The organism is Mycobacterium sp. 852014-52144_SCH5372336, assembly GCF_001665615.1.
Lineage (GTDB): Bacteria > Actinomycetota > Actinomycetes > Mycobacteriales > Mycobacteriaceae > Mycobacterium > Mycobacterium neumannii_A.
The window spans coordinates 116137-138493 of record NZ_LZSW01000033.1; the positions used below are offsets into that span (position 1 = coordinate 116137).

21 protein-coding genes are annotated in these 22357 nt (G+C 66.9%); 16 read left to right on the plus strand and 5 right to left on the minus strand.

Going from position 1 to position 22357, the window contains the following annotated elements:
- The 5 genes from A5759_RS06840 to A5759_RS06860 all read left to right on the plus strand — a co-directional run bounded on the left by A5759_RS06840 (position 1) and on the right by A5759_RS06860 (position 5340).
- Positions 1 to 1500, plus strand: a complete 1500-nt coding sequence (locus A5759_RS06840; protein ID WP_068195451.1) for an MCE family protein — start codon at positions 1 to 3, stop codon at positions 1498 to 1500.
- A gap of 143 nt (positions 1501 to 1643) precedes the next feature.
- Positions 1644 to 2366: an Mce protein gene (locus A5759_RS06845; RefSeq protein ID WP_068195455.1), complete on the plus strand. Its 723-nt coding sequence runs from the start codon at positions 1644 to 1646 to the stop codon at positions 2364 to 2366.
- Positions 2363 to 3145: a hypothetical protein gene (locus A5759_RS06850; RefSeq protein ID WP_068195458.1), complete on the plus strand. Its 783-nt coding sequence runs from the start codon at positions 2363 to 2365 to the stop codon at positions 3143 to 3145. The genes A5759_RS06845 and A5759_RS06850 overlap by 4 nt, the downstream gene beginning before the upstream one ends.
- Before the next feature lie 7 nt (positions 3146 to 3152).
- A complete protein-coding gene (locus tag A5759_RS06855; protein ID WP_068195462.1) occupies positions 3153 to 4061 on the plus strand; it encodes an alpha/beta fold hydrolase in 909 nt (302 codons plus the stop codon).
- A 10-nt stretch (positions 4062 to 4071) separates the two neighbouring features.
- On the plus strand, positions 4072 to 5340 hold the full coding sequence (locus tag A5759_RS06860) for a WS/DGAT domain-containing protein (protein ID WP_068195464.1): 1269 nt from the start codon (positions 4072 to 4074) through the stop codon (positions 5338 to 5340).
- Here A5759_RS06860 and A5759_RS06865 read toward each other — a convergent pair.
- Positions 5337 to 6836, minus strand: a complete 1500-nt coding sequence (locus tag A5759_RS06865) for an HNH endonuclease signature motif containing protein (RefSeq protein WP_068195468.1) — start codon at positions 6834 to 6836, stop codon at positions 5337 to 5339. The two genes, A5759_RS06860 and A5759_RS06865, sit on opposite strands and share 4 nt — an antisense overlap.
- A 251-nt stretch (positions 6837 to 7087) precedes the next feature.
- On the opposite strand from A5759_RS06865, the gene A5759_RS06870 reads away from it, so the two are divergent.
- A complete protein-coding gene (locus A5759_RS06870) occupies positions 7088 to 7609 on the plus strand; it encodes a DoxX family protein (RefSeq protein WP_064397629.1) in 522 nt (173 codons plus the stop codon).
- Between the two features lie 58 nt (positions 7610 to 7667).
- Positions 7668 to 9410: a DUF3556 domain-containing protein gene (locus tag A5759_RS06875; RefSeq protein WP_068195472.1), complete on the plus strand. Its 1743-nt coding sequence runs from the start codon at positions 7668 to 7670 to the stop codon at positions 9408 to 9410.
- On the opposite strand, the gene A5759_RS06880 is transcribed toward A5759_RS06875, so the two are convergent.
- Positions 9407 to 10198, minus strand: a complete 792-nt coding sequence (locus A5759_RS06880; RefSeq protein ID WP_064397634.1) for a FadR/GntR family transcriptional regulator — start codon at positions 10196 to 10198, stop codon at positions 9407 to 9409. The two genes, A5759_RS06875 and A5759_RS06880, sit on opposite strands and share 4 nt — an antisense overlap.
- Before the next feature lie 315 nt (positions 10199 to 10513).
- Between A5759_RS06880 and A5759_RS06885 the strand changes: the two genes are divergently transcribed.
- The 3 genes from A5759_RS06885 to A5759_RS06895 are packed head-to-tail and all read left to right on the plus strand — an operon-like array spanning position 10514 to position 13646.
- Positions 10514 to 11671, plus strand: a complete 1158-nt coding sequence (locus A5759_RS06885) for a thiolase family protein (RefSeq protein WP_066847446.1) — start codon at positions 10514 to 10516, stop codon at positions 11669 to 11671.
- Positions 11668 to 12465: a crotonase/enoyl-CoA hydratase family protein gene (locus A5759_RS06890; RefSeq protein ID WP_068195474.1), complete on the plus strand. Its 798-nt coding sequence runs from the start codon at positions 11668 to 11670 to the stop codon at positions 12463 to 12465. The genes A5759_RS06885 and A5759_RS06890 overlap by 4 nt, the downstream gene beginning before the upstream one ends.
- A gap of 38 nt (positions 12466 to 12503) precedes the next feature.
- Positions 12504 to 13646 carry an acyl-CoA dehydrogenase family protein gene (locus tag A5759_RS06895; protein WP_064397639.1) on the plus strand — a complete coding sequence of 381 codons (1143 nt, stop codon included), beginning with the start codon at positions 12504 to 12506 and terminating at the stop codon, positions 13644 to 13646.
- A gap of 126 nt (positions 13647 to 13772) precedes the next feature.
- On the opposite strand, the gene A5759_RS06900 is transcribed toward A5759_RS06895, so the two are convergent.
- A complete protein-coding gene (locus tag A5759_RS06900; protein ID WP_066847453.1) occupies positions 13773 to 14534 on the minus strand; it encodes a fasciclin domain-containing protein in 762 nt (253 codons plus the stop codon).
- A gap of 172 nt (positions 14535 to 14706) precedes the next feature.
- On the opposite strand from A5759_RS06900, the gene A5759_RS06905 reads away from it, so the two are divergent.
- Genes A5759_RS06905 through A5759_RS06915 form a run of 3 tightly spaced genes read left to right on the plus strand, consistent with a single transcriptional unit; the run spans position 14707 to position 17145 of the window.
- Entirely contained in the window at positions 14707 to 15231 is a 525-nt protein-coding gene (locus A5759_RS06905) for a gamma carbonic anhydrase family protein (protein ID WP_066847455.1), read from the plus strand.
- Between the two features lie 46 nt (positions 15232 to 15277).
- On the plus strand, positions 15278 to 16426 hold the full coding sequence (locus A5759_RS06910; protein WP_068195478.1) for an NAD(P)H-binding protein: 1149 nt from the start codon (positions 15278 to 15280) through the stop codon (positions 16424 to 16426).
- 26 nt (positions 16427 to 16452) lie between these two features.
- Positions 16453 to 17145: a lysostaphin resistance A-like protein gene (locus A5759_RS06915; RefSeq protein ID WP_369816173.1), complete on the plus strand. Its 693-nt coding sequence runs from the start codon at positions 16453 to 16455 to the stop codon at positions 17143 to 17145.
- 1 nt (position 17146) lies between these two features.
- Here A5759_RS06915 and tet(V) read toward each other — a convergent pair whose 3' ends face one another.
- Together tet(V) and A5759_RS06925 are read right to left on the minus strand one after the other, a co-directional pair.
- A complete protein-coding gene (tet(V), locus tag A5759_RS06920) occupies positions 17147 to 18394 on the minus strand; it encodes a tetracycline efflux MFS transporter Tet(V) (RefSeq protein WP_197505980.1) in 1248 nt (415 codons plus the stop codon).
- A gap of 156 nt (positions 18395 to 18550) precedes the next feature.
- Entirely contained in the window at positions 18551 to 19369 is an 819-nt protein-coding gene (locus A5759_RS06925) for an enoyl-CoA hydratase (protein ID WP_068195485.1), read from the minus strand.
- 88 nt (positions 19370 to 19457) lie between these two features.
- On the opposite strand from A5759_RS06925, the gene A5759_RS06930 reads away from it, so the two are divergent.
- The 3 genes from A5759_RS06930 to A5759_RS06940 are packed head-to-tail and all read left to right on the plus strand — an operon-like array spanning position 19458 to position 22319.
- Positions 19458 to 20549 carry a CaiB/BaiF CoA-transferase family protein gene (locus A5759_RS06930; protein ID WP_068195488.1) on the plus strand — a complete coding sequence of 364 codons (1092 nt, stop codon included), beginning with the start codon at positions 19458 to 19460 and terminating at the stop codon, positions 20547 to 20549.
- A 19-nt stretch (positions 20550 to 20568) separates the two neighbouring features.
- Positions 20569 to 21321, plus strand: a complete 753-nt coding sequence (locus A5759_RS06935; protein ID WP_064397653.1) for a 3-hydroxyacyl-CoA dehydrogenase — start codon at positions 20569 to 20571, stop codon at positions 21319 to 21321.
- Positions 21321 to 22319 carry a nitronate monooxygenase family protein gene (locus A5759_RS06940; protein ID WP_068195492.1) on the plus strand — a complete coding sequence of 333 codons (999 nt, stop codon included), beginning with the start codon at positions 21321 to 21323 and terminating at the stop codon, positions 22317 to 22319. Before A5759_RS06935 ends, A5759_RS06940 begins: the two co-directional genes overlap by 1 nt.
- The last annotated feature ends 38 nt before the right edge of the window (positions 22320 to 22357 follow it).

A 22357-nucleotide genomic window follows, 5' to 3' on the forward strand; every position in this document is an offset into this window, starting at 1 on the left:
ATGCGAATGACCCGTCAGATCCTCATTCAGATGGCCATCTTCTCGGCCATCGCGATCATTGCGTTGAGCGTCATGATCTTTGGGTACATGCGGTTGCCGACCCTCCTCGGCGTGGGGCAGTACCGTGTCACGCTCGAATTGCCGGAGACCGGCGGGCTGTATCCGCGGGGCAACGTCACCTACCGCGGTGTGCAGGTCGGTGAGGTGAAAAGCGTCGATCTCACCGACAGGGGAGTCGAGGCGGTGCTGTCGCTGGACTCCGACGTCAGCATCCCCGCCGACCTCGAAGCCGAGGTGCACAGCGTGTCCGCCGTCGGCGAGCAGTACGTCCAGCTGCTCCCCCGTAGCGGCGATGGTCCGGAGTTGAGGGACGGCGATGTGATCCCGTTGGACCGCACCAGGGTTCCGACGGATATCAATACGGTGCTCGACGATACGGCCCGGGGACTGCAGGCGATTCCGCAAGAGAACTTGAGGACCGTCGTCGACGAGGCCTATACCGCGGTGGGCGGGCTCGGCCCCGAACTGCGCCGGCTGGTCCAGGGGAGCGCCACGCTGGCCATTGATGCCCGCAAGAACCTCGACCCGCTGCTCACACTGATCGACGAGTCCAAGCCGATACTTGACACCCAGACCGAGACTTCCGGCTCCATTCAGGCGTGGGCGGCGAACCTGGCGAGCATCAGCGGTCAACTGCAGAGCCAGGATCCGGCGGTGTCGGGGATCCTGGCCAAGGGGCCGGGGGCCGCCGACGAGGTGCGCGCCCTGTTCGAACGACTGCAGCCGACCCTGCCGATCGTGTTGGCCAACCTGGTCAGCATCGGAGAGGTGGCACTCGCTTACCAGCCGAGCCTCGAGCAGCTGCTGGTGTTGTTGCCGCAGGGCACCGCGGTCACACAGGCGGTGGGCGTGCACAAGCGCAATACCAAGCAGGACTACATGGGCGACTCGCTCATCTTCAACCTCAATGCGATCCTGCCCGCGCTGCCCGCGCCGCTGCCGCTGCCGCCGCAGAACCTGCCGCCGCCGTGTACGACGGGGTTCCTGCCCGCGCAGCAGCAGCGCGTGCCGGTCTTCGAGGACTACCCCGACCGGCCGGTCGGCGACCTGTATTGCCGGACGCCGCAGGATGCGCCGTTCAATGTCCGTGGCGCGCGCAACCTGCCGTGTATCACGGTGCCGGGCAAGCGGGCTCCGACGTGGCAGATGTGCGAGAGCAACGAGCAGTACGTGCCGCTCAACGACGGCTACAACTGGAAGGGTGATCCGAACGCGACCCTCTCGGGGCAGCCGATCCCGCATGTGCCCCCGGATGTGCCCGTCGCCATCACGCCGCCTCCGCCGGGTACGCCGCCGCTGCCCGTCGCGGCCGCCGAATATGACCCCGCTTCCGGCGAATACGTGGGACCGGACGGCAAGGTGTACACCCAGTCAAACCTGGCAAACGGTGCGGCCGGCGAGCGGCCGTGGCAGTCGATGCTCGTCCCGCCGGGGAGCTGACGCTGAACTTTGCAGCATCGATACCGGCGCGGACGTGGTGCCGTTTCGCGGGCAGGTTCCGACGCTATGGTGTCGGACACGTAAGTTGTAGCCGACCTGTCTACCCGACCCCGACCTGGCCCGTGGGCCGCAGAGGAACTTAGATGGCAGACGAGACCACACCCGGCAAGGACGCCGCGGCCGAAGGTCCCGAGTCCACGACACCTGCCGAGACGGCACCGGCTGCTTCGGTGACACCCGCTGCTTCGACAACACCGACTGCGTCGACAACAGAGGCCGCCGAGACGACAGAGGCTGCCGGAGGCGTCGAGGCTGCCGGAGGCGCCGAGGATTACGACGCCGCCGAGGATGAAGCGGAGCCCGCCCCGCCCAAGGCGCCGATGTCGCACGTCCGGTTGGCGACGATCGTCGGCCTGGTGGTCGTGGTAGCCCTCGCGGCGCTGACGGGCTGGCTCGGATACCGGGCGTACGAGTCGCGGCAGGCCGAGGATCTGCGCAACCTCTTCCTGCAGGTCGGGCGGCAGGGCGCGCTGAACCTCACGACGATCAGTCACGAGCACGCCGAGCAGGATGTGCAACGCGTCCTGGACTCGTCGACCGGAACGTTCTACGACGATTTCCAGGCCCGCGCGCAACCGTTCGTCGAGGTCGTCAAGCAGGCGCAGTCGAAGTCGGAGGGCGAGATCGCCGAGGCGGGGATCGAGTCGTTGAGCGACAACGAGGCCAAGGTGCTGGTCGCGGTGACCGTCAACACGACCAATGCCGGGGCGCCCGAGCAGGCGCCGCGGTCCTGGCGGATGAGGATCTCGGTGCAGAAGACCGGCGAGGATGAGGCCAAGATCTCGAATGTGGAGTTCGTACCGTGAGCAATAGACATCGACTTCCGCGGCGCAAGCGAGACAACGACGCCACCGACGAGGCCGCCGAGAAGGGCACGACGCCGGCATCCGAGGCGGTCGAGCTGACGGAATCGACGGCCGAGACGACGGCCGCGCCTGCGGAGAAGACCGAGGCAGTGGAGAAGACCACGGCCGCGGAGGACACCCCGGCGGCCGAAACGACCGAGTCAGCGGAGACGACCGAGCCCGCCACGAGCGAGCCGGCCACGACCGAGCCGACCACGACCGAGCCCGCCACGACCGAGCCCGCCGGCAAGGGAGGCATCAACTGGGCCCGCGTCTTCGCCTTCGGCGTGCTGCCCGCCCTCGCGCTGCTGCTGGCAGGCGGAGCCGGTTATCTGAAGTGGGTCGACAACTCCGTGCGCAACGCGGACGCGGCGCGCGCCGAATCGGTCCAGGCCGCCAAAGACAGCACGGTGGCGATGCTGTCGTACAAGCCGGACACCGTCGAACAGCAGCTCAACGATGCACGCTCCCTGTTGACAGGCGAGTTCGAGGAGTCCTACACCGGGCTCATCAACGACGTGGTGATCCCCGGCGCACAGCAGAAGCAGATCTCCGCAGTGGCTTCCGTTCCGGCGGCCGCATCCGTGTCGGCCGACTCCGAGGAGGCCGTGGTCCTGGTGTTCGTCAACCAGACCGTGGTCATGGGGCAGGACGCGCCGACGGATACCGCCTCCAGTGTGCGGGTGACGTTGGAGAAGATCGACGGCGACTGGCTCATCTCGAAGTTCGAGCCGGTGTAGGGGCGTAGTGGCCGATCCCGAACTCATCGATGTCGATGCGCCGGGCGTACGGCTGCGCGCCCTCAGCTGGGGCACCGTCGGTGCGCCGATTGCACTGTGCCTGCACGGTTTTCCCGACACCGCGCACGGATGGCGCAACATCGCACCGCTACTCGTCGACGCGGGATGGCGGGTGGTGGCGCCGTTCATGCGAGGCTACGCACCGTCGTCGACCGCATCCGACGGCAGCTACCACGTCGGCGCGTTGATGGACGATGCGCTGCGGGTGCTCGACGCGGCCGGACCGACCGGCCGCGACGTGCTGATCGGGCATGACTGGGGAGCGATCGCCGGTGCCGGGCTCGCCGCGATGCCCGACAGCCCGTTCTCGAAGGCCGTCATCATGTCGGTGCCGTTTGCCGCGGCGTTCCGACCCCTTGGCAAGACGCCGGATGCGGGCCGGCTCGCCGCACAGTTGCCCCGCCAGTTACTCCGCAGCTGGTACATCATGTACTTCCAATTACCCGGCCTTCCCGAGCGATCCGCGTCGTGGGTGGTGCCCCGGTTGTGGCGCCAGTGGTCGCCGGGTTACGACGCCACCGAGGACGTCGCCCACGTTCTCGACGCGATCGGTGCGCCCGAGAACTGGCGTGCCGCGCTCGGGTACTACCGGGCCACCGTGCGCAACAGCAAGCCGCCCGCGCAGTACGCCGAACTGCACCGGCATTGGCTCTCGGCGCCGCAGCTTCCGACTCTGTACCTGCATGGCACCGACGATGGTTGTGCCTCAGCGGATTACACCCGGTGGGTCCGGCGGGTTCTGCCGGAAGCTAGCGAGGTCGCCACCGTCGAGCGGGCCGGTCACTTCCTGCAGCTGGAACAGCCGGATGCCGTCGCGGGGCACATCGTCGACTTCATCGGCTCGACGCGCGCTTAGCCTGGGGGACATGGGGCGACGACTGGCTGCGGTGGATGCGCAGACGTATTGGATGTCGGCGAAGATTCCCAGCGATCAGTTTCTGCTCTACGGTTTCGCGGGGGACGTTGCCGATGTCGAGTCGGCCCTAGCGCGAATCCGTGACCGGGCGCGGGGCTGTACTGAGCTACGCCTACGGGTGCGTGACGGCAATCCGCTGACATATCCGCGGTGGGTGCCCGCGGACGTCTCGCCGAACCAGTTCGTGATGCATGCCGCGGGGGCCAGTTGGGCGGGCTGTCTGGCGATCGTGGCGGGGTTGTTGAGCTCGGACCAACTCGATCCGCGGATCATGGCATGGCGAATCCACGTCTTCCCGGCTGTCGAGGATGTTCCGGGAGCGGGACTCGGAACGGTAGCGGCGGTGCAGGTGGCGCACGCGCTCGGGGACGGTGTGCGGTCATCGGAGTTGGCTGCGTGGCTGTTCGGGAGACGAGAGATCGTGCCGAATGTTGCGGCGCCAGAGCGGTTTCTAGGGTCGAGGCTGCCGTGGCGCGGTTGTGCTGCCGCGCGGGCTCACCGTGGGTTGGTGCGAGATACGTCGGCGGGATTGGTTCCGCCGCAGGCGGATTCGCGTCCAGCGTTGCGGAGCAATGCGCGACCGGAAGGCTTGCGCAGCATCCGGACCGTGGTGATGCGGCGTTCACAGATGCCAGGGCCCACGGTGACGACTGGCGCATTGGCCGCGGTGTCCGAGGCGTTGGCCGCGCACTTGCGGGAGTTCGGTGATGACACAGCGCTGCTGGGCGCCGAGGTGCCGATGGCGAAGACGGGCGAGCGGCGCGCCCACAATCACTTCGGCAATGTGAGTGTGGACCTGTATCCGGATCTGCCATTCCATGAACGTGCTGCGCGCATTGCCGAGGACCTGGAGCAACGCCGGCGCAGGGCCGCCCATCCGGCGATGGTTGCGTCTGGTAGGGCGTCCGCTGCGGTGCCGGCACCGTTACTGCGTTATGGCATAGAAAAACTCGACATGACACTGCGCTCCCCGACGGTCACCGGGAACACCGTCGTCTCCAGCGTGAACCGTGGACCTGCCGATTTGCAGTTTGGAAGTTCGCCCGTCGTCCTGACGGCCGGATTTCCGGGGCTGTCTCCGATGATGGGCGTGACGCACGGCGTACACGGCATCGGAGACACCATCGCCGTCAGCGTGCATGCGGCCGAGTCCGCGATCGGCGACATCGACTCTTACGCCGAGAGATTGGAGGCGGCCTTGACCGCCGAACACCCCTAGAAGGGTGGGGGTTTGTTGCGTTCGGCTAGGAGGTGGTCGACGATGGTTTGGTTGTGGCGGCGTTCGTCGGTGATGGCTTGTTGGCGGGCTTGGGTGCGGGTTTGTTTGCGGCGCGGCATTTTCAGGGTGCGCGCCTGGCTGGCGTCGCCGTCGCTGTCGGTGTCGGCTGTGTGGTCGATGACGGCGGGGGCGGTGGGGCGGCACAGTTGGGGAAACAGCATTCGGCTACCGGGGTGGGTGGTGTAGGTCTGGCCCTCGCGGGAGGTCCATTCGACTCTGCCGTCGGGGTATTGCTTGTCGCGCCAGCCTGCGAAGGTTTTCAACAGATGATGTTGGCGGCATAAGCATTTGAGGTTGGCGGCTTGGGTGGGCCCGGCGGGGTAGGCGATGGTGTGGTCGAGATCGCAGTCGGTGGCGGACACGTCACAGCCGGGGAACCGACACGTCATATCGCGGCAGCGCACGAACCACGCCAGCGTGGCTGAGGGCCGGTAGCGCGGTTCGGGCCCGGCCTGCCCGGGATGGATGAGGGGTTGGTGGGTGGCGGTGGCGGCCAGCTTGCCGGCCAGCAGTGGGGCCGGCAGCAGCCCCTTGCCCATCAGGTAGCCCGGGTCGGTGGCGGCCGGCCCGGCGGGTTCGGGTTCTTGGCTGTAGGACACGTGCCCGTCCAACTGCGCGGGGGTGTCATCGCTCAGTGAGTCTTCGCGCGCAATCACATGGATCACGACCGTGCTGGGGGTGGCTGCGGCGGCCTGGCAGTCGCGGCGCCCGCACGCGCAGGCCAGGCGGTCAGCACCGTGGCCGATGGCGCCCAGGGCATCAGAGCGGCGTTGTTCGGCGGTGCGCGGGTCGTGGGCGCAGACCGCGGCGGCCATGGCGTCTAGGCGGGCATCGAGGGCGTCGGCGTCGGTGGCCACCAGTGTGCCTTCGATGGTGGCGGTGCCTGATCCGTCGGCGGGGTTGTGGATGTCGATGTGGCGTCCGCGCGCGGCGTATTCGGTGCGCCGCACGGCGGCGGGGTCGTAGCGGTCCACGCAGGTGTCGATGGCGGTGTGCAGCTTCTCGGTGGACAGGGTGGCCCATCCGCTGAGTTGGGTGGCCAGCTCGGTGTCGAGTTTGCTCAGCGCGCCCGCATCGCGCACCAGGCGGCTGCGGTGGGCCACTGCGGCCACGGTGCGGTAGGTGAGGGCCCCGGTGGCAAACACCCCAGCGACCTGGGGTAGGCGCCGGCGTAGGTCGTCGGCGAGCAGTAGTTGGTGAGAGGCCACTCCCAGGGAGACGCCTTGGGCGGCGGCGACCTCGGCGGCGGCGATGGTCCAGTTGTCGATGCACCACTGTTCGCGGTCGACGGCCCCGGCTTCGGCGATCAAACGTTCCAGTACGTCGGCGGCCGCGGCCAGTCGGCGCGCGCAGGCGGCGTTTTCCACCCGCGCCCACGCCCCGATCGCACCCGCACCCCGGGCGTCTTCGGCGGCGGCCACCAACTCTTCGAACATGTGATCGAATCTATCGATCCAGACGTCGCGCAACCAGCGGCTACGCGCATCTGGGGATGAACCCCGACTTGGGGATAACCCGCGTGCGGGCGGATGCCGAGAGTTGGGGATACCTGGTTCACGCGACGGGGGCCAACAAGGTCGGCTGGAACGCGGAGGGCTGGGCACGCACGCACGGCGTGGGGGTAATGACCACTCGATCATGCGAGGGGGCTGGGCAGCGGCTTAACACATGGCCTAGATTTTGTTGCATGACTGCCTACGACGTCGGAGTGCTGATCCTGCGCGTGGTTCTGGGCCTGACCATGGCCGCCCACGGCTACAACAAGTTCTTCGGACCGGGAGGCCTCAGCGGCACTGCCGGGTGGTTCGACAGCATGGGGATGAAGCCGGGCAAGTTCCACGCCCGAGTCGCCGCGACGACCGAGATGGCGGCCGGCATCGGTCTCGCGCTCGGCCTGCTCACCCCGATACCGGCCGCGGGCTTCGTGGCGCTCATGCTCGTTGCCGCGTGGACCGTGCACCGGGCCAACGGCTTCTTCATCGTCAAGGAAGGTTGGGAGTACAACCTCGTGCTCGCCGCTGCCGCCGTCGGCATCGCGACGATCGGCGCGGGCAAGCTCAGCCTCGACCACCTGCTGTTCAGCTCGACGAGCTTCTATGACCTGCTGCACGGCTGGTGGGGTCTGGTCATCTCGCTGGGTCTCGGCCTGCTCGGCGGCATCGGTCAGCTGGCGATCTTCTACCGGCCGCCCGCCAAGACCGACGCCTGACGACAGCCCGGCGCATACCGCACCTACATAGCTAGAACACGTTCTAGTCTGTGTTCCCATGGGGTTCTTGAAACAGGACGCGCCTGTCGTCGATTACGAGGAGTGGAGTAAGGGCAGCCGCGCCGAGAAGATCGTGCCCATGGCCCGGCACTGGGCCGAGGTGGGATTCGGGACGCCGGTGGTCCTGCACCTGTTCTACGTCGTCAAGATCCTGCTCTACATCCTCGGCGCATGGCTGATCGCGATCAGCACCACGGGGATCGATGGGTTCACCAACGTTGCCTCCTGGTACAACGAGCCGATCGTGTTCGAGAAGGTCGTGCTGTACACGATGCTGTTCGAGGTCGTCGGCCTCGGCTGCGGCTTCGGACCACTCAACAACCGGTTCTTCCCGCCGATGGGATCGATTCTGTACTGGTTGCGGCCGAACACGATTCGGCTGCCTCCGTGGCCGACCCGGATCCCGTTGACCAAAGGCGACACCCGCACACCGTTCGACGCGTTGCTCTACGCCGCCCTGCTGGTGCTGCTCGTCGTGGCGCTTTTCTCCGACGGGACCGGACCGATACCCGAACTGGGGACGACGGTCGGCGTGTTGCCGGTGTGGCAGATCGCTGCCATCCTCGGCGTTCTGGCCGTGCTGGGCCTGCGCGACAAGGTGATCTTCCTGGCTGCCCGCGGCGAGGTGTACGCCTCGCTCGCGGTCTGCTTCCTGTTCGCCGGGCCCGACATCATCATCGCCGCCAAACTGGTCTGCCTGACGATCTGGCTCGGCGCAGCGACGTCGAAGCTCAACAAACACTTCCCGTTCGTCATCTCCACGATGATGAGTAACAACCCGGTGTTCCGGCCCAAGTGGATCAAACGCAAGTTCTTCGAACGCTTTCCGGACGACCTGCGACCCGGGCGCGCATCACGGTGGCTGGCACATTTCAGCACGGCGATCGAAGGCCTCGTCCCGCTGGTGCTGTTCTTCTCCCATGGAGGCTGGCCGACCTACATCGCCGCGTTCGTGATGTTGGTCTTCCACTTCGGCATCCTGTCCTCGATTCCGATGGGCGTGCCGCTGGAGTGGAACGTCTTCATGATGTTCGCGGTCCTGGCGCTCTTCGTGGGACATCCGGGCATCGGCCTCGGCGACCTACAGAGTCCATGGCCGATCGTCTTGTTCGCCGTCGTCGCGAGCACCGTGATTCTGGGAAACCTGTTCCCGCGCAAGGTGTCCTTCCTGCCGGGTATGCGCTACTACGCGGGCAACTGGGACACCGGGCTGTGGTGTGTGAAACCGTCAGCCTCGGCGAAGATCGAGGAGAACGTCGTATCGATCGCGAGCATGCCGCAGGCGCAGATGGAGCGGTACTACGGCAGCCCCGAGACCGCTCAGATGTATCTCTACATGGGATACGCCTTCCGCGCGTTCAACTCTCACGGTCGCGCTATGTTCACCCTCGCCCACCGGGCGATGGCCGGACACAACGAGGACGACTATGTGCTGACCGACGGTGAGCGTATCTGCAGCACCGCGATCGGCTGGAACTTCGGCGACGGCCATATGCACAACGAACAACTCATCGAGGCCCTGCAGAAGCGCTGCAATTTCGAGCCGGGAGAAATCATCGTCGTGCTGATCGACGGGCAGCCGATCCATCGGCAGACCCAGCAGTATCGGTTGGTCGACGCCGCGACAGGGGAATTCGAGCGGGGCTACATCCGCGTCGCCGATATGGTGACACGCCAGCCGTGGGACGACACGGTGCCGGTCCACGTCACGTGGCAGAAGGACAGCGCCGACGCTCCCTAGCCCATGACGTCGCGGACCTGGACATCCTCGAGTCCCTGCAAGAGCAGTTCCCGCGCGGTGTCGAGGTGCTTGCGCCAATGCGCTTCAGCGGCCGCGCCGTCGCCGGACCTCAACAGCTGCATCAACTTCCGGTACGAACGCATCAACTTGTCGAAGTCGGCACGGGAGACCGGCCGACGTTCCTTGAACAGGAATGCGTTGTGGCGCACCGTGATCTCGTGCAGCATGCCGGCGATGATGGACAGGGTCGCGTTGCCCGACAACTCGACGACGCGCCTGTGGAAGTCGCCCGTCGTCTCGGCCAGGGTGTCGTTCTGCCAGCCGGAGGGCACGTGCTCTTCGAGCAGGCCGTCGAGCTCGTCGAACGCCTCGGCCGAACCGGACTCGGCCAGAAGCCGCACCGCCATCGGTTCGATTCCGGCGCGCGCCGTCATCAGGTCGGCGATCGTCGCGCCGGACAACTCGAGCAGCAAGCCGGCGGGGCGGGCGACGATCTCGGGGCCGGGCACGCGAACGCGGGCGCCGGTGCGCGACCCGCGCCGCACCTCGACGAGGCGTTCGGACTCCAGGACCCGGACGGCCTCCCGCAAGGTCGGCCGGCTCACCCCGAAGTGGGCCATCAGCTCCGCTTCGTTGGGGAGGAAGTCGCCGTCCTTGAGTTGGCCGTCGACCACCATGCGGCGCAGCGTTCCGGCGACGAGTTCGGCGGTCTTCGGTGACCGCACCGTCGTTCCGGCGCCGACGCCGTCCGGGCCGATCATCGGCGCCAGCGGTGTACTTCGAGCCACTCCCACTCCCACGTTGCGGCTGACCGAGCGGCCAGCTGTACAACTCAGTAAACCATGTGTAGTGGATACTTCGAGCAATGCGACTTGCGGCGGCGCCGTCACGGTCGCGGCCGGGACGGATGTGAACCTTATCCCGAATGGCCAGGCAGGCCGAACCTTCGCGACGTCCGCGCACTCGCAGAATCGCCCCGTCGGCCATCTGCCCCCACCATGCCCACCAACCAGTAGGTTGACCTAGTAAACCTTGTTCGTTTACGTTCGGGGGTGGACCCCTGCGTGTGTGGGTCAATCATCGAACTTCGAAGGAGAAGCGTCATGGCTGAAGCCGTCATCGTCGAGGCAGTACGGTCGCCCGTCGGCAAGCGCAACGGCGGGCTGTCGGGGGTCCACCCCGGTGACCTGTCGGCCCAGGTGCTCAACGGCCTCGTCGAGCGCGCCGGCGTGGATCCCGCCCTGGTCGACGACGTGATCTGGGGCTGTGTCATGCAGGCAGGCGAGCAGGCGCTCGACATCGCCCGCACTGCCGTGCTGGCGGCCGGCTGGCCCGAGACCGTGCCCGGTGTGACCGTCGACCGCCAGTGCGGTTCGAGCCAGCAGTCGGTGCACTTCGCCGCCGCGGGCGTGGTCGCCGGTCACTACGACGTCGTCGTCGCCGGTGGCGTCGAGGTGATGTCGCGTGTTCCGATGGGCTCGTCGCTGGCCAACGGCGGTCATCCCTACCCCGAGGCGTTCCGCAACCGCTACAGCCAGACCCCGAACCAGGGCATCGGCGCCGAGATGATCGCCGAGCAGTGGGGCTTCGACCGCACCACGCTCGACCAGTTCTCCCTGGACTCGCACGAGAAGGCTGCCGCTGCCCAGGATTCCGGTGCGTTCGACGACCAGATCGTCGGCATCAAGGCCAAGGACGAGGACGGCAATGAGAGCGTCGTACTCAAGGACGAGGGCATCCGCCGCGGCACACCGATCGAGAAGATGGCTCAGTTGAAGCCGGCGTTCAAGGAGGACGGCGTCATCCACGCCGGTAACTCCAGCCAGATCTCAGACGGTTCGGCGGCGCTGCTGTTCATGAGTGCGGAGAAAGCGAAGTCGTTGGGCCTCAAGCCGATCGCCAAGGTGCACACCGCGGTGCTGGCCGGATCCGATCCGGTCATCATGCTGACCGCGCCGATCCCCGCCACTCAGAAGGCGCTGAAGAAGTCGGGCCTGCAGCTGTCGGACATCGGTGTGTTCGAGGTCAACGAGGCGTTCGCGCCCGTGCCGATGGCGTGGTTGAAGGACATCGGCGCCGACGAGAAGAAGCTCAACCCCAACGGTGGTGCGATCGCGCTCGGCCACCCGCTGGGCGGCTCCGGTGCGCGCATCATGACCACGATGCTCTACCACATGCGGGACAACGGTATTCAGTACGGTCTGCAGACCATGTGCGAGGGTGGCGGGCAGGCCAACGCCACCATCCTCGAGCTGCTGTGACGGAAGCTGTGACGGCACCCGCGGCGCTGACCGAGCGCCGCGGGAACGTCATGCTCATCACGATCAATCGGCCCGAGGCGCGCAACGCCATCAACAGCGCGGTCAGCACAGCGGTCGGCGATGCGCTGCAGCAGGCGCAGGACGACCCCGAGGTGCGCGCGGTGGTGATCACCGGGGCCGGGGAATCCTTCTGTGCCGGAGCCGATCTCAAGGCCATCTCACGGCGGGAGAACCTGTTCCACCCGGAACACGCCGAGTGGGGCTTCGCCGGTTACGTGCGGCACTACATCGACAAGCCGACCATCGCCGCGGTCAACGGCACCGCGCTGGGCGGAGGCACCGAACTCGCGCTCGCGAGCGATCTGGTGATCGCCGAAGAGCGCGCCAAATTCGGTCTGCCCGAAGTCAAGCGGGGCCTCATCGCCGCCGCGGGCGGGGTGTTCCGCATCGTCGACCACCTGCCGCGCAAGGTCGCGATGGAGCTGCTGTTCACGGGTGAGCCGATGTCGTCGGCCGATGCCCTGAAGTGGGGTCTGATCAACCGGGTGGTCTCCGACGGCACCGCGGTCGAGGCCGCATTCGAGCTCGCCGAACGCATCACCAGCAATGCGCCGCTTGCGGTTTGGGCGAGCAAGCGGGTCGCGATGGGTGTCGACGACGGCGTCATCACCGGTGACGAGGGCGGATGGTCGAGGACCATGCGTGAGATCTCGACGGTGCTCCGCTCAGAGGACGCCAAAGAAGGACCGCTGGCATTCGCCGAGAAGCGCCAGCCTGTTTGGAAGGCCAAGTAAGCACGCTGACGAGCGCTTGCGCGAGGAAGAGAAAGCATATGAAGAGAACGATTTACGACGCCGAACACGAGGCGTTCCGCGAGACCGTCAGGGAGTACATCGAGCGCGAGCTCGTACCCAACCAGGAGAAGTGGGAGACCGAGCGCATCGTCGACCGGTCGGCGTACACCGCGGCAGGCAAGTACGGCCTCATCGGGTTCAACATGCCCGAGGAATACGGCGGCGGCGGCTCAGATGACTTCCGGTTCAACGCGATCATCGATGAGGAGACCGCCAGGTCCGGCGTGCATGGACCGGCGCTGAGCCTGCACAACGACGTCGTGGGCCCGTATTTCAAGGAGCTGGCCAACGACGAGCAGAAGAAGCGCTGGTTGCCGGGCATCACCAGCGGTGAGCTGATTATCGCGATCGCGATGACCGAGCCGGGCGCCGGTAGCGATCTGGCCGGCATCCGCACCTCGGCGGTGCGCGACGGTGACGATTGGATCATCAACGGCTCCAAGACATTCATCTCGTCGGGCATCAATTGCGACCTGTGTGTGGTCGTCGCGCGCACCGATCCCGAGGCCGGCCACAAGGGCTTCTCGTTGTTCGTGGTGGAGCGCGACATGGAGGGCTTCACCAGGGGCCGCAAGCTCGACAAGATGGGCCTGCACAGCCAGGACACCTCCGAGCTGCACTTCGAGAACGTGCGGGTGCCCAACGCCAACCTGCTTGGCAAGGAGGGTCGCGGCTTCTACCACCTGATGACCAACCTGCCCTCAGAGCGGTTGGGCATCGCGATCTCGGCCATCGCCGGAGCCCGCGGGGTCTTCGACGAGACGCTGCAATACGCCAAGGACCGCAAGGCATTCGGCCAGCCGATCGGCAGCTTCCAGCACAATCGCTTCCTACTCGCCGAGATGGAGACCGAGCTGGAGGTCACCGAAAACTACATCGACCGCTGCCTACAGGGTGTGGTCGACGGTGAGCTGACCGCGGTCGAGGCGGCCAAGGCCAAGTGGTGGGCCACCGAGGTGGCAAAGAAGGTCGTCGACCAGTGCGTACAGCTGCACGGCGGATACGGCTACATGATGGAGTACCGCGTCGCGCGCGCTTACGTCGACGGGCGGATCCAGACGATCTTCGGTGGCACCACCGAGATCATGAAGGAGATCATCGGCCGCGACTTGGGTGTCTAGCCGGCCCGCCGGCGTGGCGTCTAGTCCGGCTCGCCGGCGTGGCGTCTAGCCGGCTCTAGCGCCGCCCCCAACGCCAAAGCCCCCGAAACAACGGAGTTTCGGGGGCTTTCGCGCGTGCGGGCGAGATCAGCCGATCGGAGCGTCGCCTGCTGGCATCGGCTCCACCGGCGGGGCCGGCTCGGTGGTCTCGGTCGTCGTCGTGGTGGTCGTCGTCTCGCTGGTCGACGTCGCGGACGGCGTCACGGCCGCCGGCGCGTTGGCCGGATCGAGCACCGCGTCGATCAAGTAGATCCGGGCGTTCGCCGCCTGAATGCCACCGCAGACCACCTTGGCGGTTTCGTTGATCGTCACGTCGGCGTTCTCACCGGTCACCTTGATCTCGGCACCCTGCTGGGTGGGCCGCTGACCCTTGACGTCCTTGGGTCCGAGCAACCCGAGGAACACGTGGTAGTAGTCGAAGTCCGTCAGCGCGGCGGGGTCGGCCTTCAACGCGTCCAACTGCGCGGGCGGAAGCGCGGCGAACGCCTCGTTCGTCGGCACGAAGACCACGTACGGGCCGTTCTCCAGCACGGGCACCACGTTCACGGCGGGATTGAACCCACCCGAGATCGCGGAGTAGAAGGTGCTGGCCTCCGGGATGGCTTGCAGCGCCTGGCCCACGGGCAGGTTGTTCAGCGCCTTCCAGTCGGGCACCGCCTCCTTGAAGGCGTCACAGCCCTTCCCCTCGGGATTCGGGATCTCGACCACCGCAGTCGTGGTCGGCTCGGCCGGTTGCTCGGGTGCGGGCGCGGGCGGATCGGCGTATGCGGTCACGGCCAGCGGCACCGAAAAGGCGATCGCGGCGATCCCGGCAGTGGCACCAAGGGCTTTGCTGGTGCGAGTCTTCACTTACGGCTCCTCAGCTAGACAGGTCGAAAGGCATGTTAGAGGCAGTGCTGCGTGCCTGCCAAAGTCGCCACCTCGCCAAACACCTGCTGTGGCCCATCTGACCTGGGCTTTGTCAATCTGCCCACATAGTGCCCCGAACGGCGGTGAAAGGCCGATGCATACGATGAGCCGCATGCCTGAGCCGCTGATCGTTCCCATCCGTGGTCGCACGCCGTCGCTGCATGCCGAGGCGTGGGCGGCGCCCAACGCGAGCCTGATTGGTGACGTGACGCTCGCGGCGCGGGCCAGCGTCTGGTACGGCGCCACGTTGCGGGCCGAGGCTGAGCCCATCGAGGTCGGCTTCGGGACCAACATCCAGGACGGGGTGACGGTCCACGTCGACCCGGAGTTCCCGGTCTGCATCGGCGAAGAGGTCAGCGTGGGCCACAACGCCGTACTGCACGGCTGTGTCATCGAGGACGGGGCGCTCATCGGCATGGGGGCAGTCATCCTCAACGGCGCGACGGTGGGACAGGGCGCCTTGATTGCCGCGGGTGCGGTCGTGCCGCAGGGTTTCGTGGTGCCGCCGCGGACTCTGGTCGCCGGGGTCCCGGGCAAGGTGCGAAGGGACCTCAGTGACGCAGAGGTCAATCACAACCGATACAACGCGCAGGTGTACCAGCACTTGATCGATCTGCACCGAGACGCGAAGGCCTAGATTCTCCCGGGATTCTCCCGGCTCCGATCCGGGTACAGGCCCTACCGTGAAACGTGTTCGCACTCTGGTGACCGGCGCGACCGGTTACGTCGGCTCCCGGCTCGTCAACGAACTGCTCGCCGAGGGCCACGAGGTGGTCGCGGCCAGCCGAAATCCCGACCGGCTGGCCGAGTTCGGGTGGCAGGACCGCGTCGACGCCGTCGCGTTGGACGCCCACGACGAAGCCTCGGCGCGGTCGGCGTTCGCCGACGCCGGCCCGATCGACGTCGTCTACTACCTCGTCCACGGCATCGGGCAGCCCGATTTCCGCGAGGCCGACAACCGCGCGGCGGCCAACGTGGCGAGGGCGGCCAAGGACGCCGGTGTTCGTCGCATCGTGTACCTCGGCGGGTTCGTGCCCGACGGTGACGAGCTGTCCGAACACCTCGCGAGCCGCGCCGAAGTCGCCGAGGCGTTGCACGTCGACGGCGGACCGGACGTGGTGTGGCTCGGTGCGGCCATCATCATCGGCGCGGGGTCGACGTCGTTCGAGATGCTGCGCTACGTGGGTGATCGGTTCCTGGTCATCCCGATGCCGTCGTGGTCGGTGAACCCGATCGACCCGATCTCGATCTGCGATGTGCTGCACTACCTCGTCGCCGCCGCCGACAGCGAGCGTGTGCCCGCCGGCGCGTACGACATCACCGGCCCGGAAACCACGTCGTATGCCGACCTGCTGCGCACGTATGCGCGAATCGCCGGAAAGTGGCGCGCCGAGCTGCCGGTCAACGGCGTCGACACCGGTCTCGTCTCGTGGGTGACGGGGGTGGTGCTGCCGGTGCCGGGCGGACTTGCCGCCGACCTGGTGCAGTCGTTGGATCATCCGATGATGGCTTCTGACACCCGGCTGCGCGAGTTCGTGCCGGACCCGCCTGCCGGGCTGATCGGCGTCGAGGAGGCGATCACGCGGGCGCTGGCGAGCCGTCGGCGTCGACCCGTCGACGAGCTCACCGACCCACACCACCTCGCCGACACCGACCCCGGCTGGGCGGGTGGGGACACACTTCGTCTGCAACAGGTGGCCGGTGCGGTCACACCGTCGGTCGTCCGGCCCGCGCTCGGGCTCATCGGCGGGGTGCCCGGACCCGTCGCCGGGGCGGTGCGCACGGGGGTGGACACGCTGCTGCATTTCGTGCCTAAGGTCGATCTGACGTGACGGAGGAGACGCAGACGCGCCCCGGCCTGCTTCGGGAGATCCGCGAGATCGTCAGCGCGTGCCCCGTTCCGCATCACGAACCACCCAGCGTCATACGGCGCAGGCGCATCGTCGTCGCGGTCGTGCTCGTCATCGGCGCCGCCCTGCTCGGTTACTCGCTGACCCGCCCGCCGGGTGACTCGTCGTTCTACTGGCTGACGTTGGCCCTGGCCGGGGTGTGGGCGCTGGGCGCGTTCCTGTCCGGCCCGCTGCACATGGGATGCATCCGCTTCCGCAGCCGCAATCAACGACCCGTGATCACCGGCACCGCAGTGGGTTTGGCGCTGGGAGCGGTGTTCGTCATCGGCGGCCTGATTGCGCGCGAGATCCCCGGTATAAGCGAATACATCACTCGCGTACTGGAATACGCCAACTACGGACCCTTGGTCCTGGTGACGTTCATCACCGTGATCAACGGGCTGGCCGAGGAGATGTTCTTCCGCGGCGCGCTCTACACGGCGTTGGGCACGATGAAGCCGATACTGATCTCGACGATCTTCTACGTCATCGCCACCGCGGCCACCACCGGCAACCCGATGCTCGGCTTCGCCGCGATCATCCTGGGCACGATCTGCGCGTTCGAGCGCCGGATGACCGGCGGTATACTCGCACCGATGCTGACCCACTTCTTCTGGGGTCTAGTCATGGTGCTCGCGCTGCCGCCGATCTTCGGCGTCTGAATCAGCGCAGCGGGTGGGCCAGCTCGTCGCGACGCATCCCGGCCGCCCACACCGCGACCGCGGCGACCAGCACGGGAACGGTACCCGCGACGAGGAAAATCGTCTGTGTCGAAACGACTTTCGACAGCGGTCCGACGATCGCGAACGACACCGGCATGAATGCCAGCGATACGAAGAAGTCCAGGCTCGACACGCGGCCCAGCATCGCCGTCGGCACTCGTCGCTGCAGCAGGGTGCCCCAGATGACCATTCCGGTGCCGTCGGTGAACCCGATGACGAAGGTCGCGACCGCCATCACCGTGAACGACGAGGTGAAGCCGAACACGATCAGCGGGATGGCGCCGAGACCCCACATCGCCATCATCACCGACAGATACCGGCGCGGCATACGGCTCGACGACACGGTGAGTGCCCCGAGCGCGCTGCCGAGCCCGAAGAACGCCAGGATGAATCCGTACATCCGCGCGCCGTCGGCGAAGCGGTCCTTGGCGATGAACGGCAGCAGCACTTCGATCGGTCCCAAAACGACCAGCACGAAGATGCTCGCGAACAACAGCGTCCACAACAGCCACGGTGTGCCGAGCACGAACACGAAGCCGTCGCGAAGATCGCGCAGCACATGTGTGTGCTCCTGTGGCGCAGGTGGTTTCAGTGCCGGCCGGGTCGCGATGAGCAACACCAGGCCGACGGCGAACAGGGCGGCCACCGCCACCGCGCCCAGTGCGGGGATCGTCGCGCCGACGATCACGCCGGCGGCGGCCGGGCCGATCGCGCGCTGGAACACCGGGCGCACCACACCTTCGACGCCGTTGGCCGCGAGCAGCTGCTCGGGCGGCAGGATGCGCGGAAGGATCGCACTGTAGGCGGGGAAGAAGAAGGCCGCTGCCGTGCCGAGGGCCGCCGCACCCACCGCCAGGTGCCAGATCTGCAGTGCGCCAAGCATTCCCAGCACCGCGACGGCGGTCGAGGCGAGTACGTTGACTGTCTCGACCGCGATGATGATCGCGCGTTGAGGGAATCGGTCCGCGGCGATCCCGCCGACCAACACGAACGCGACGAGCGCGCCGCCGAAACAGGTCGTCACGATCGACAGCGATACAGGGTCGTTGTTCAGTTCGATGACCTGCATGGCCAGTACCACTGCGAACATGCCGTCGGCGAAGATCGACAAGGTCACCGCGGCGATCAGCAGGCGGTACTCGCGATTGCGGAACGGTGCGAGTACGCGCCAACCACCGGTGTTGCGCACCGGCTGTTGGATCTCGAATTGCGTACTCACCTGTCGATGGTTGCCGACGCGTAGGCGCCGAGTCCACCGATTTTCTTCGTGCGAGCGACCGCTTTTGTACGCACGAACGCCGCGTGTCGCGGTGCAGACACGGTCGGTCGCGGCAGTAGGGGAAGGTTAGAAGTCGGAGAAGTTGGCCTTGCGGCGCTGCTGGAACGCCGTGATGCCCTCGATGAAGTCCGGCGAGGTCAGCAGGGTCAACTGACCTTCGCGCTCCCGTCCGAGCGCGGGCTCGAACTCGGTGAGCGTTGCCGCGTTGATCGCGTGCTTGGTCTTGCGCAGCGCCACCGCCGGTCCGGACTTCAACGAGGTGAGCACCTTGTCGACCTGGGCGTCGAACTCGTCGGCCGGATAGACGGCGGCTGCCAGACCCCACTCGAATGCCTCACGCGCCGAGACCTTTTCGGCAAGCAGCGCCATCCGCGCGGCACGGGTGCGTCCCACCGCCGCGGCCACCAGAGCCGAGGCCCCGCCGTCGGGCATAAGTCCGATCTTGGTGAACGCCAGCATGAAATACGCGTTGTCCGAAGCCAATACGACGTCGGAGGCCAGTGCCAGCGAGACGCCGACGCCTGCGGCCGCACCGTGCACCGCCGCGACCACAGGTTGGGGCAGGTTGACGATCGCGCGGACCGCGTCGTTGGCGGCGTCCAGCACCGAGGCCGGGCCGTCGACCTCCTTCTGCGCCTGGTCGTCGTCGCCGATGCCGGCGCCCGAGCAGAAGCCACGGCCCGCACCGCCGAGCCGCACCACCTTGACCCGCTGATCGGTGGCCGCCGTCTGGAGGGTTTCGGCGATACCGGCCAGCATCGCCCGGTTCAGCGAGTTGAGGCTGTCGGGCCGATTCAGCGTCACCGAAAGCACACCGTCGGCGAGGTCGACCCTCAGAGCGTCGAAACCGGTGTATGTGGGTGCGCCCGAATCGAGGGTTGTCATGCACTGCACCCTAGAACCGGCCGACTTGGTTATACAAGTAAGCTATGTCGGCGATCCGGAAGCGATTGTCCAACGAAGGGCGGTAAGCATGGCGGGACCTCTGCACGGGCTGCGGGTGATCGAACTCGCGAGCATCGGACCCGGCCCGCACGCGGCGATGATCCTTGGTGACCTGGGCGCTGACGTCGTCCGGATCGAACGGCCGGGCAAGCTCGGGGGAGTGCCCACCAGCAAGCGCGAGGCCACGCTGCGCAACCGTCGCTCGGTGGCCGCCGACCTCAAGAGCGACGAGGGTCGCGAACTGGTTTTGCGGCTCGTCGCGAAGGCCGACGTGCTGATCGAGGGCCTGCGCCCCGGTGTCACCGAACGGCTCGGTCTCGGCCCGGAGGACTGCGCGAAGGTCAACGAACGGCTGATCTACGGGCGCATGACCGGCTGGGGTCAGACCGGCCCGCGCCGCCTACAGGCCGGCCACGACATCAACTACATCTCGCTCAACGGTGTGCTGCACTCGATCGGGCGCGCGGGCGAACGGCCGGTGCCGCCGCTGAACCTCACCGGCGACTTCGGTGGCGGCTCGATGTTCCTGCTCGTCGGCATCCTGTCCGCGCTGTTCGAACGGCAGAACTCGGGCAAGGGTCAGGTGGTCGACGCCGCGATGATCGACGGGTCGAGCGTGCTGTCGCAGATGATCTGGGGCTTCCTGCAGGACGGGCTGTGGACCGATCAGCGCGGAGTCAACATCCTCGACGGCGGTGCGCCCTACTACGACACCTACACCTGCGCCGACGGCCGCTACATCGCGGTCGGGTGCATCGAACCGCAGTTCTACGCCGCGTTCCTCAAGGGACTGGGCCTGGAGGACGCGGACCTTCCCGACCAGAACGACGCGGGCCGCTGGCCGGAGCTGCGCGCGAAGCTGACCGAGGTCATCGCCAGCAAGGACCGTGATCACTGGGCCGAGGTCTTCGCAGGCAGCGACGCCTGCGTGACGCCCGTGCTGTCGTTCAGCGAGGTCGAGTCCGAACCGCATATCACCGAGCGCAACACCTTCTATCGCGACGGTGAGCACCTGCAACCGATGCCCGCGCCGCGGTTCTCCCGCAGCGCGCCGTCGGCACCCACGCCGCCCGGCCAACCCGGAGCCGACACTGAAGCCGTCTTACGAGACTGGGCATAGAGAAAGGAACACCCTCAAAGTGGAGATCAAGGACGCCGTAGCCGTCGTCACCGGTGGCGCATCGGGCCTCGGCCTGGCCACCACCAAGCGCCTGCTCGACAGGGGCGCATCGGTGGTCGTCATCGACCTCAAGGGCGAAGAGGCGGTCAAGGAACTCGGTGATCGTGCCCAGTTCGTCGAGACCAACGTGACCGATCCCGACGCCGTCAGCGCGGCGCTGGACGCGGCCGAGAAGATGGGCCCGCTGCGCATCAACGTCAACTGCGCGGGCATCGGCAACGCGATCAAGACGCTGAGCAAGGACGGGCCGTTCCCGCTCGACGGCTTCAAGAAGGTCATCGAGGTCAACCTGATCGGCACGTTCAACGTGCTGCGGTTGGCGGCGGAGCGGATCGCCAAGACCGAGCCCATCAACGGTGAGCGCGGCGTCATCATCAACACCGCGTCCGTCGCGGCGTTCGAGGGCCAGATCGGTCAGGCCGCCTACTCCGCGTCCAAGGGCGGCGTGGTCGGGATGACGCTGCCGATCGCGCGTGACCTGTCGCGCGAGTTCATTCGCGTCGTCACGATCGCACCGGGTCTGTTCAAGACCCCGCTGCTGGGTTCGTTGCCGGAGGAGGCGCAGCAGTCCCTCGGCAAGCAGGTGCCGCATCCGGCGCGCCTCGGCGATCCCGACGAGTACGGCGCGCTGGCCGTGCACATCGTCGAGAACCCGATGCTCAATGGTGAAGTGATCCGCTTGGACGGCGCGATCCGGATGGCTCCGCGCTGATGACGATCAGGACGAAGTTCACCGAGACGTTCGGAATCAAGCATCCCATCGTGCAGGGTGGGATGCAGTGGGTCGGCCGCGCGGAACTCGTTGCGGCCGTCGCGAATGCGGGTGCGCTCGGTTTCATCACTGCGCTGACCCAGCCGACGCCTGCCGATCTGGCCAAGGAGATCGCCAAGTGCCGCGAGCTGACCGACAAGCCGTTCGGGGTCAACCTGACGATCCTGCCGACGATCAACCCGCCGCCGTATGACGAGTACCGGCAGGTGATCGTCGACTCCGGCATCAAGATTGTCGAGACCGCGGGTTCGAACCCGGCGCCGCATCTGCCGATGTTTCACGAGAACGGGATCAAGGTGCTGCACAAGTGCACCTCGGTGCGGCATGCGGTCAAGGCGCAGAGCCTCGGCGTCGACGGCATCAGCATCGACGGATTCGAGTGTGCGGGCCATCCCGGCGAGGACGACATCCCGGGGCTGGTGCTGATCCCGGCGGCGTCGGCCAAGATCGACATCCCGATGATCGCCTCCGGCGGATTCGCCGATGCCCGTGGCCTGGTGGCCGCGCTCGCACTGGGCGCCGACGGCATCAACATGGGATCGCGGTTCATGTGCACCGTCGAATCGGCGATCCACCAGAACGTCAAGGAAGCGATCGTCGCGGGCACCGAGCTCGACACGGAGCTGATCTTCCGGCCGCTGCGCAACACCGCCCGCGTGGCCAGCAACGCGGTGTCGCGTGAGGTCGTGTCGATCCTCAACCGCGGCGGTCAGTTCGAGGACGTCAAGGACCTGGTCGCCGGTTCGCGCGGGGTGAAGGTCTACGAGGTCGGCGATCTGGACGCAGGCATCTGGAGCGTGGGCACCGCGATGGGGCTGATCAACGACATCCCGACCTGTGGGGATCTGGTCGCGCGCATCGTCGACGAGGCCGAGGAGATCATCAGCGGCCGGCTCAGCGACATGATCGCCGACGACGAAGAAGAGAACGTGGCTTAAGAACGGGGATCGAATTTAGCGGGGCGGGTTCAACAAGG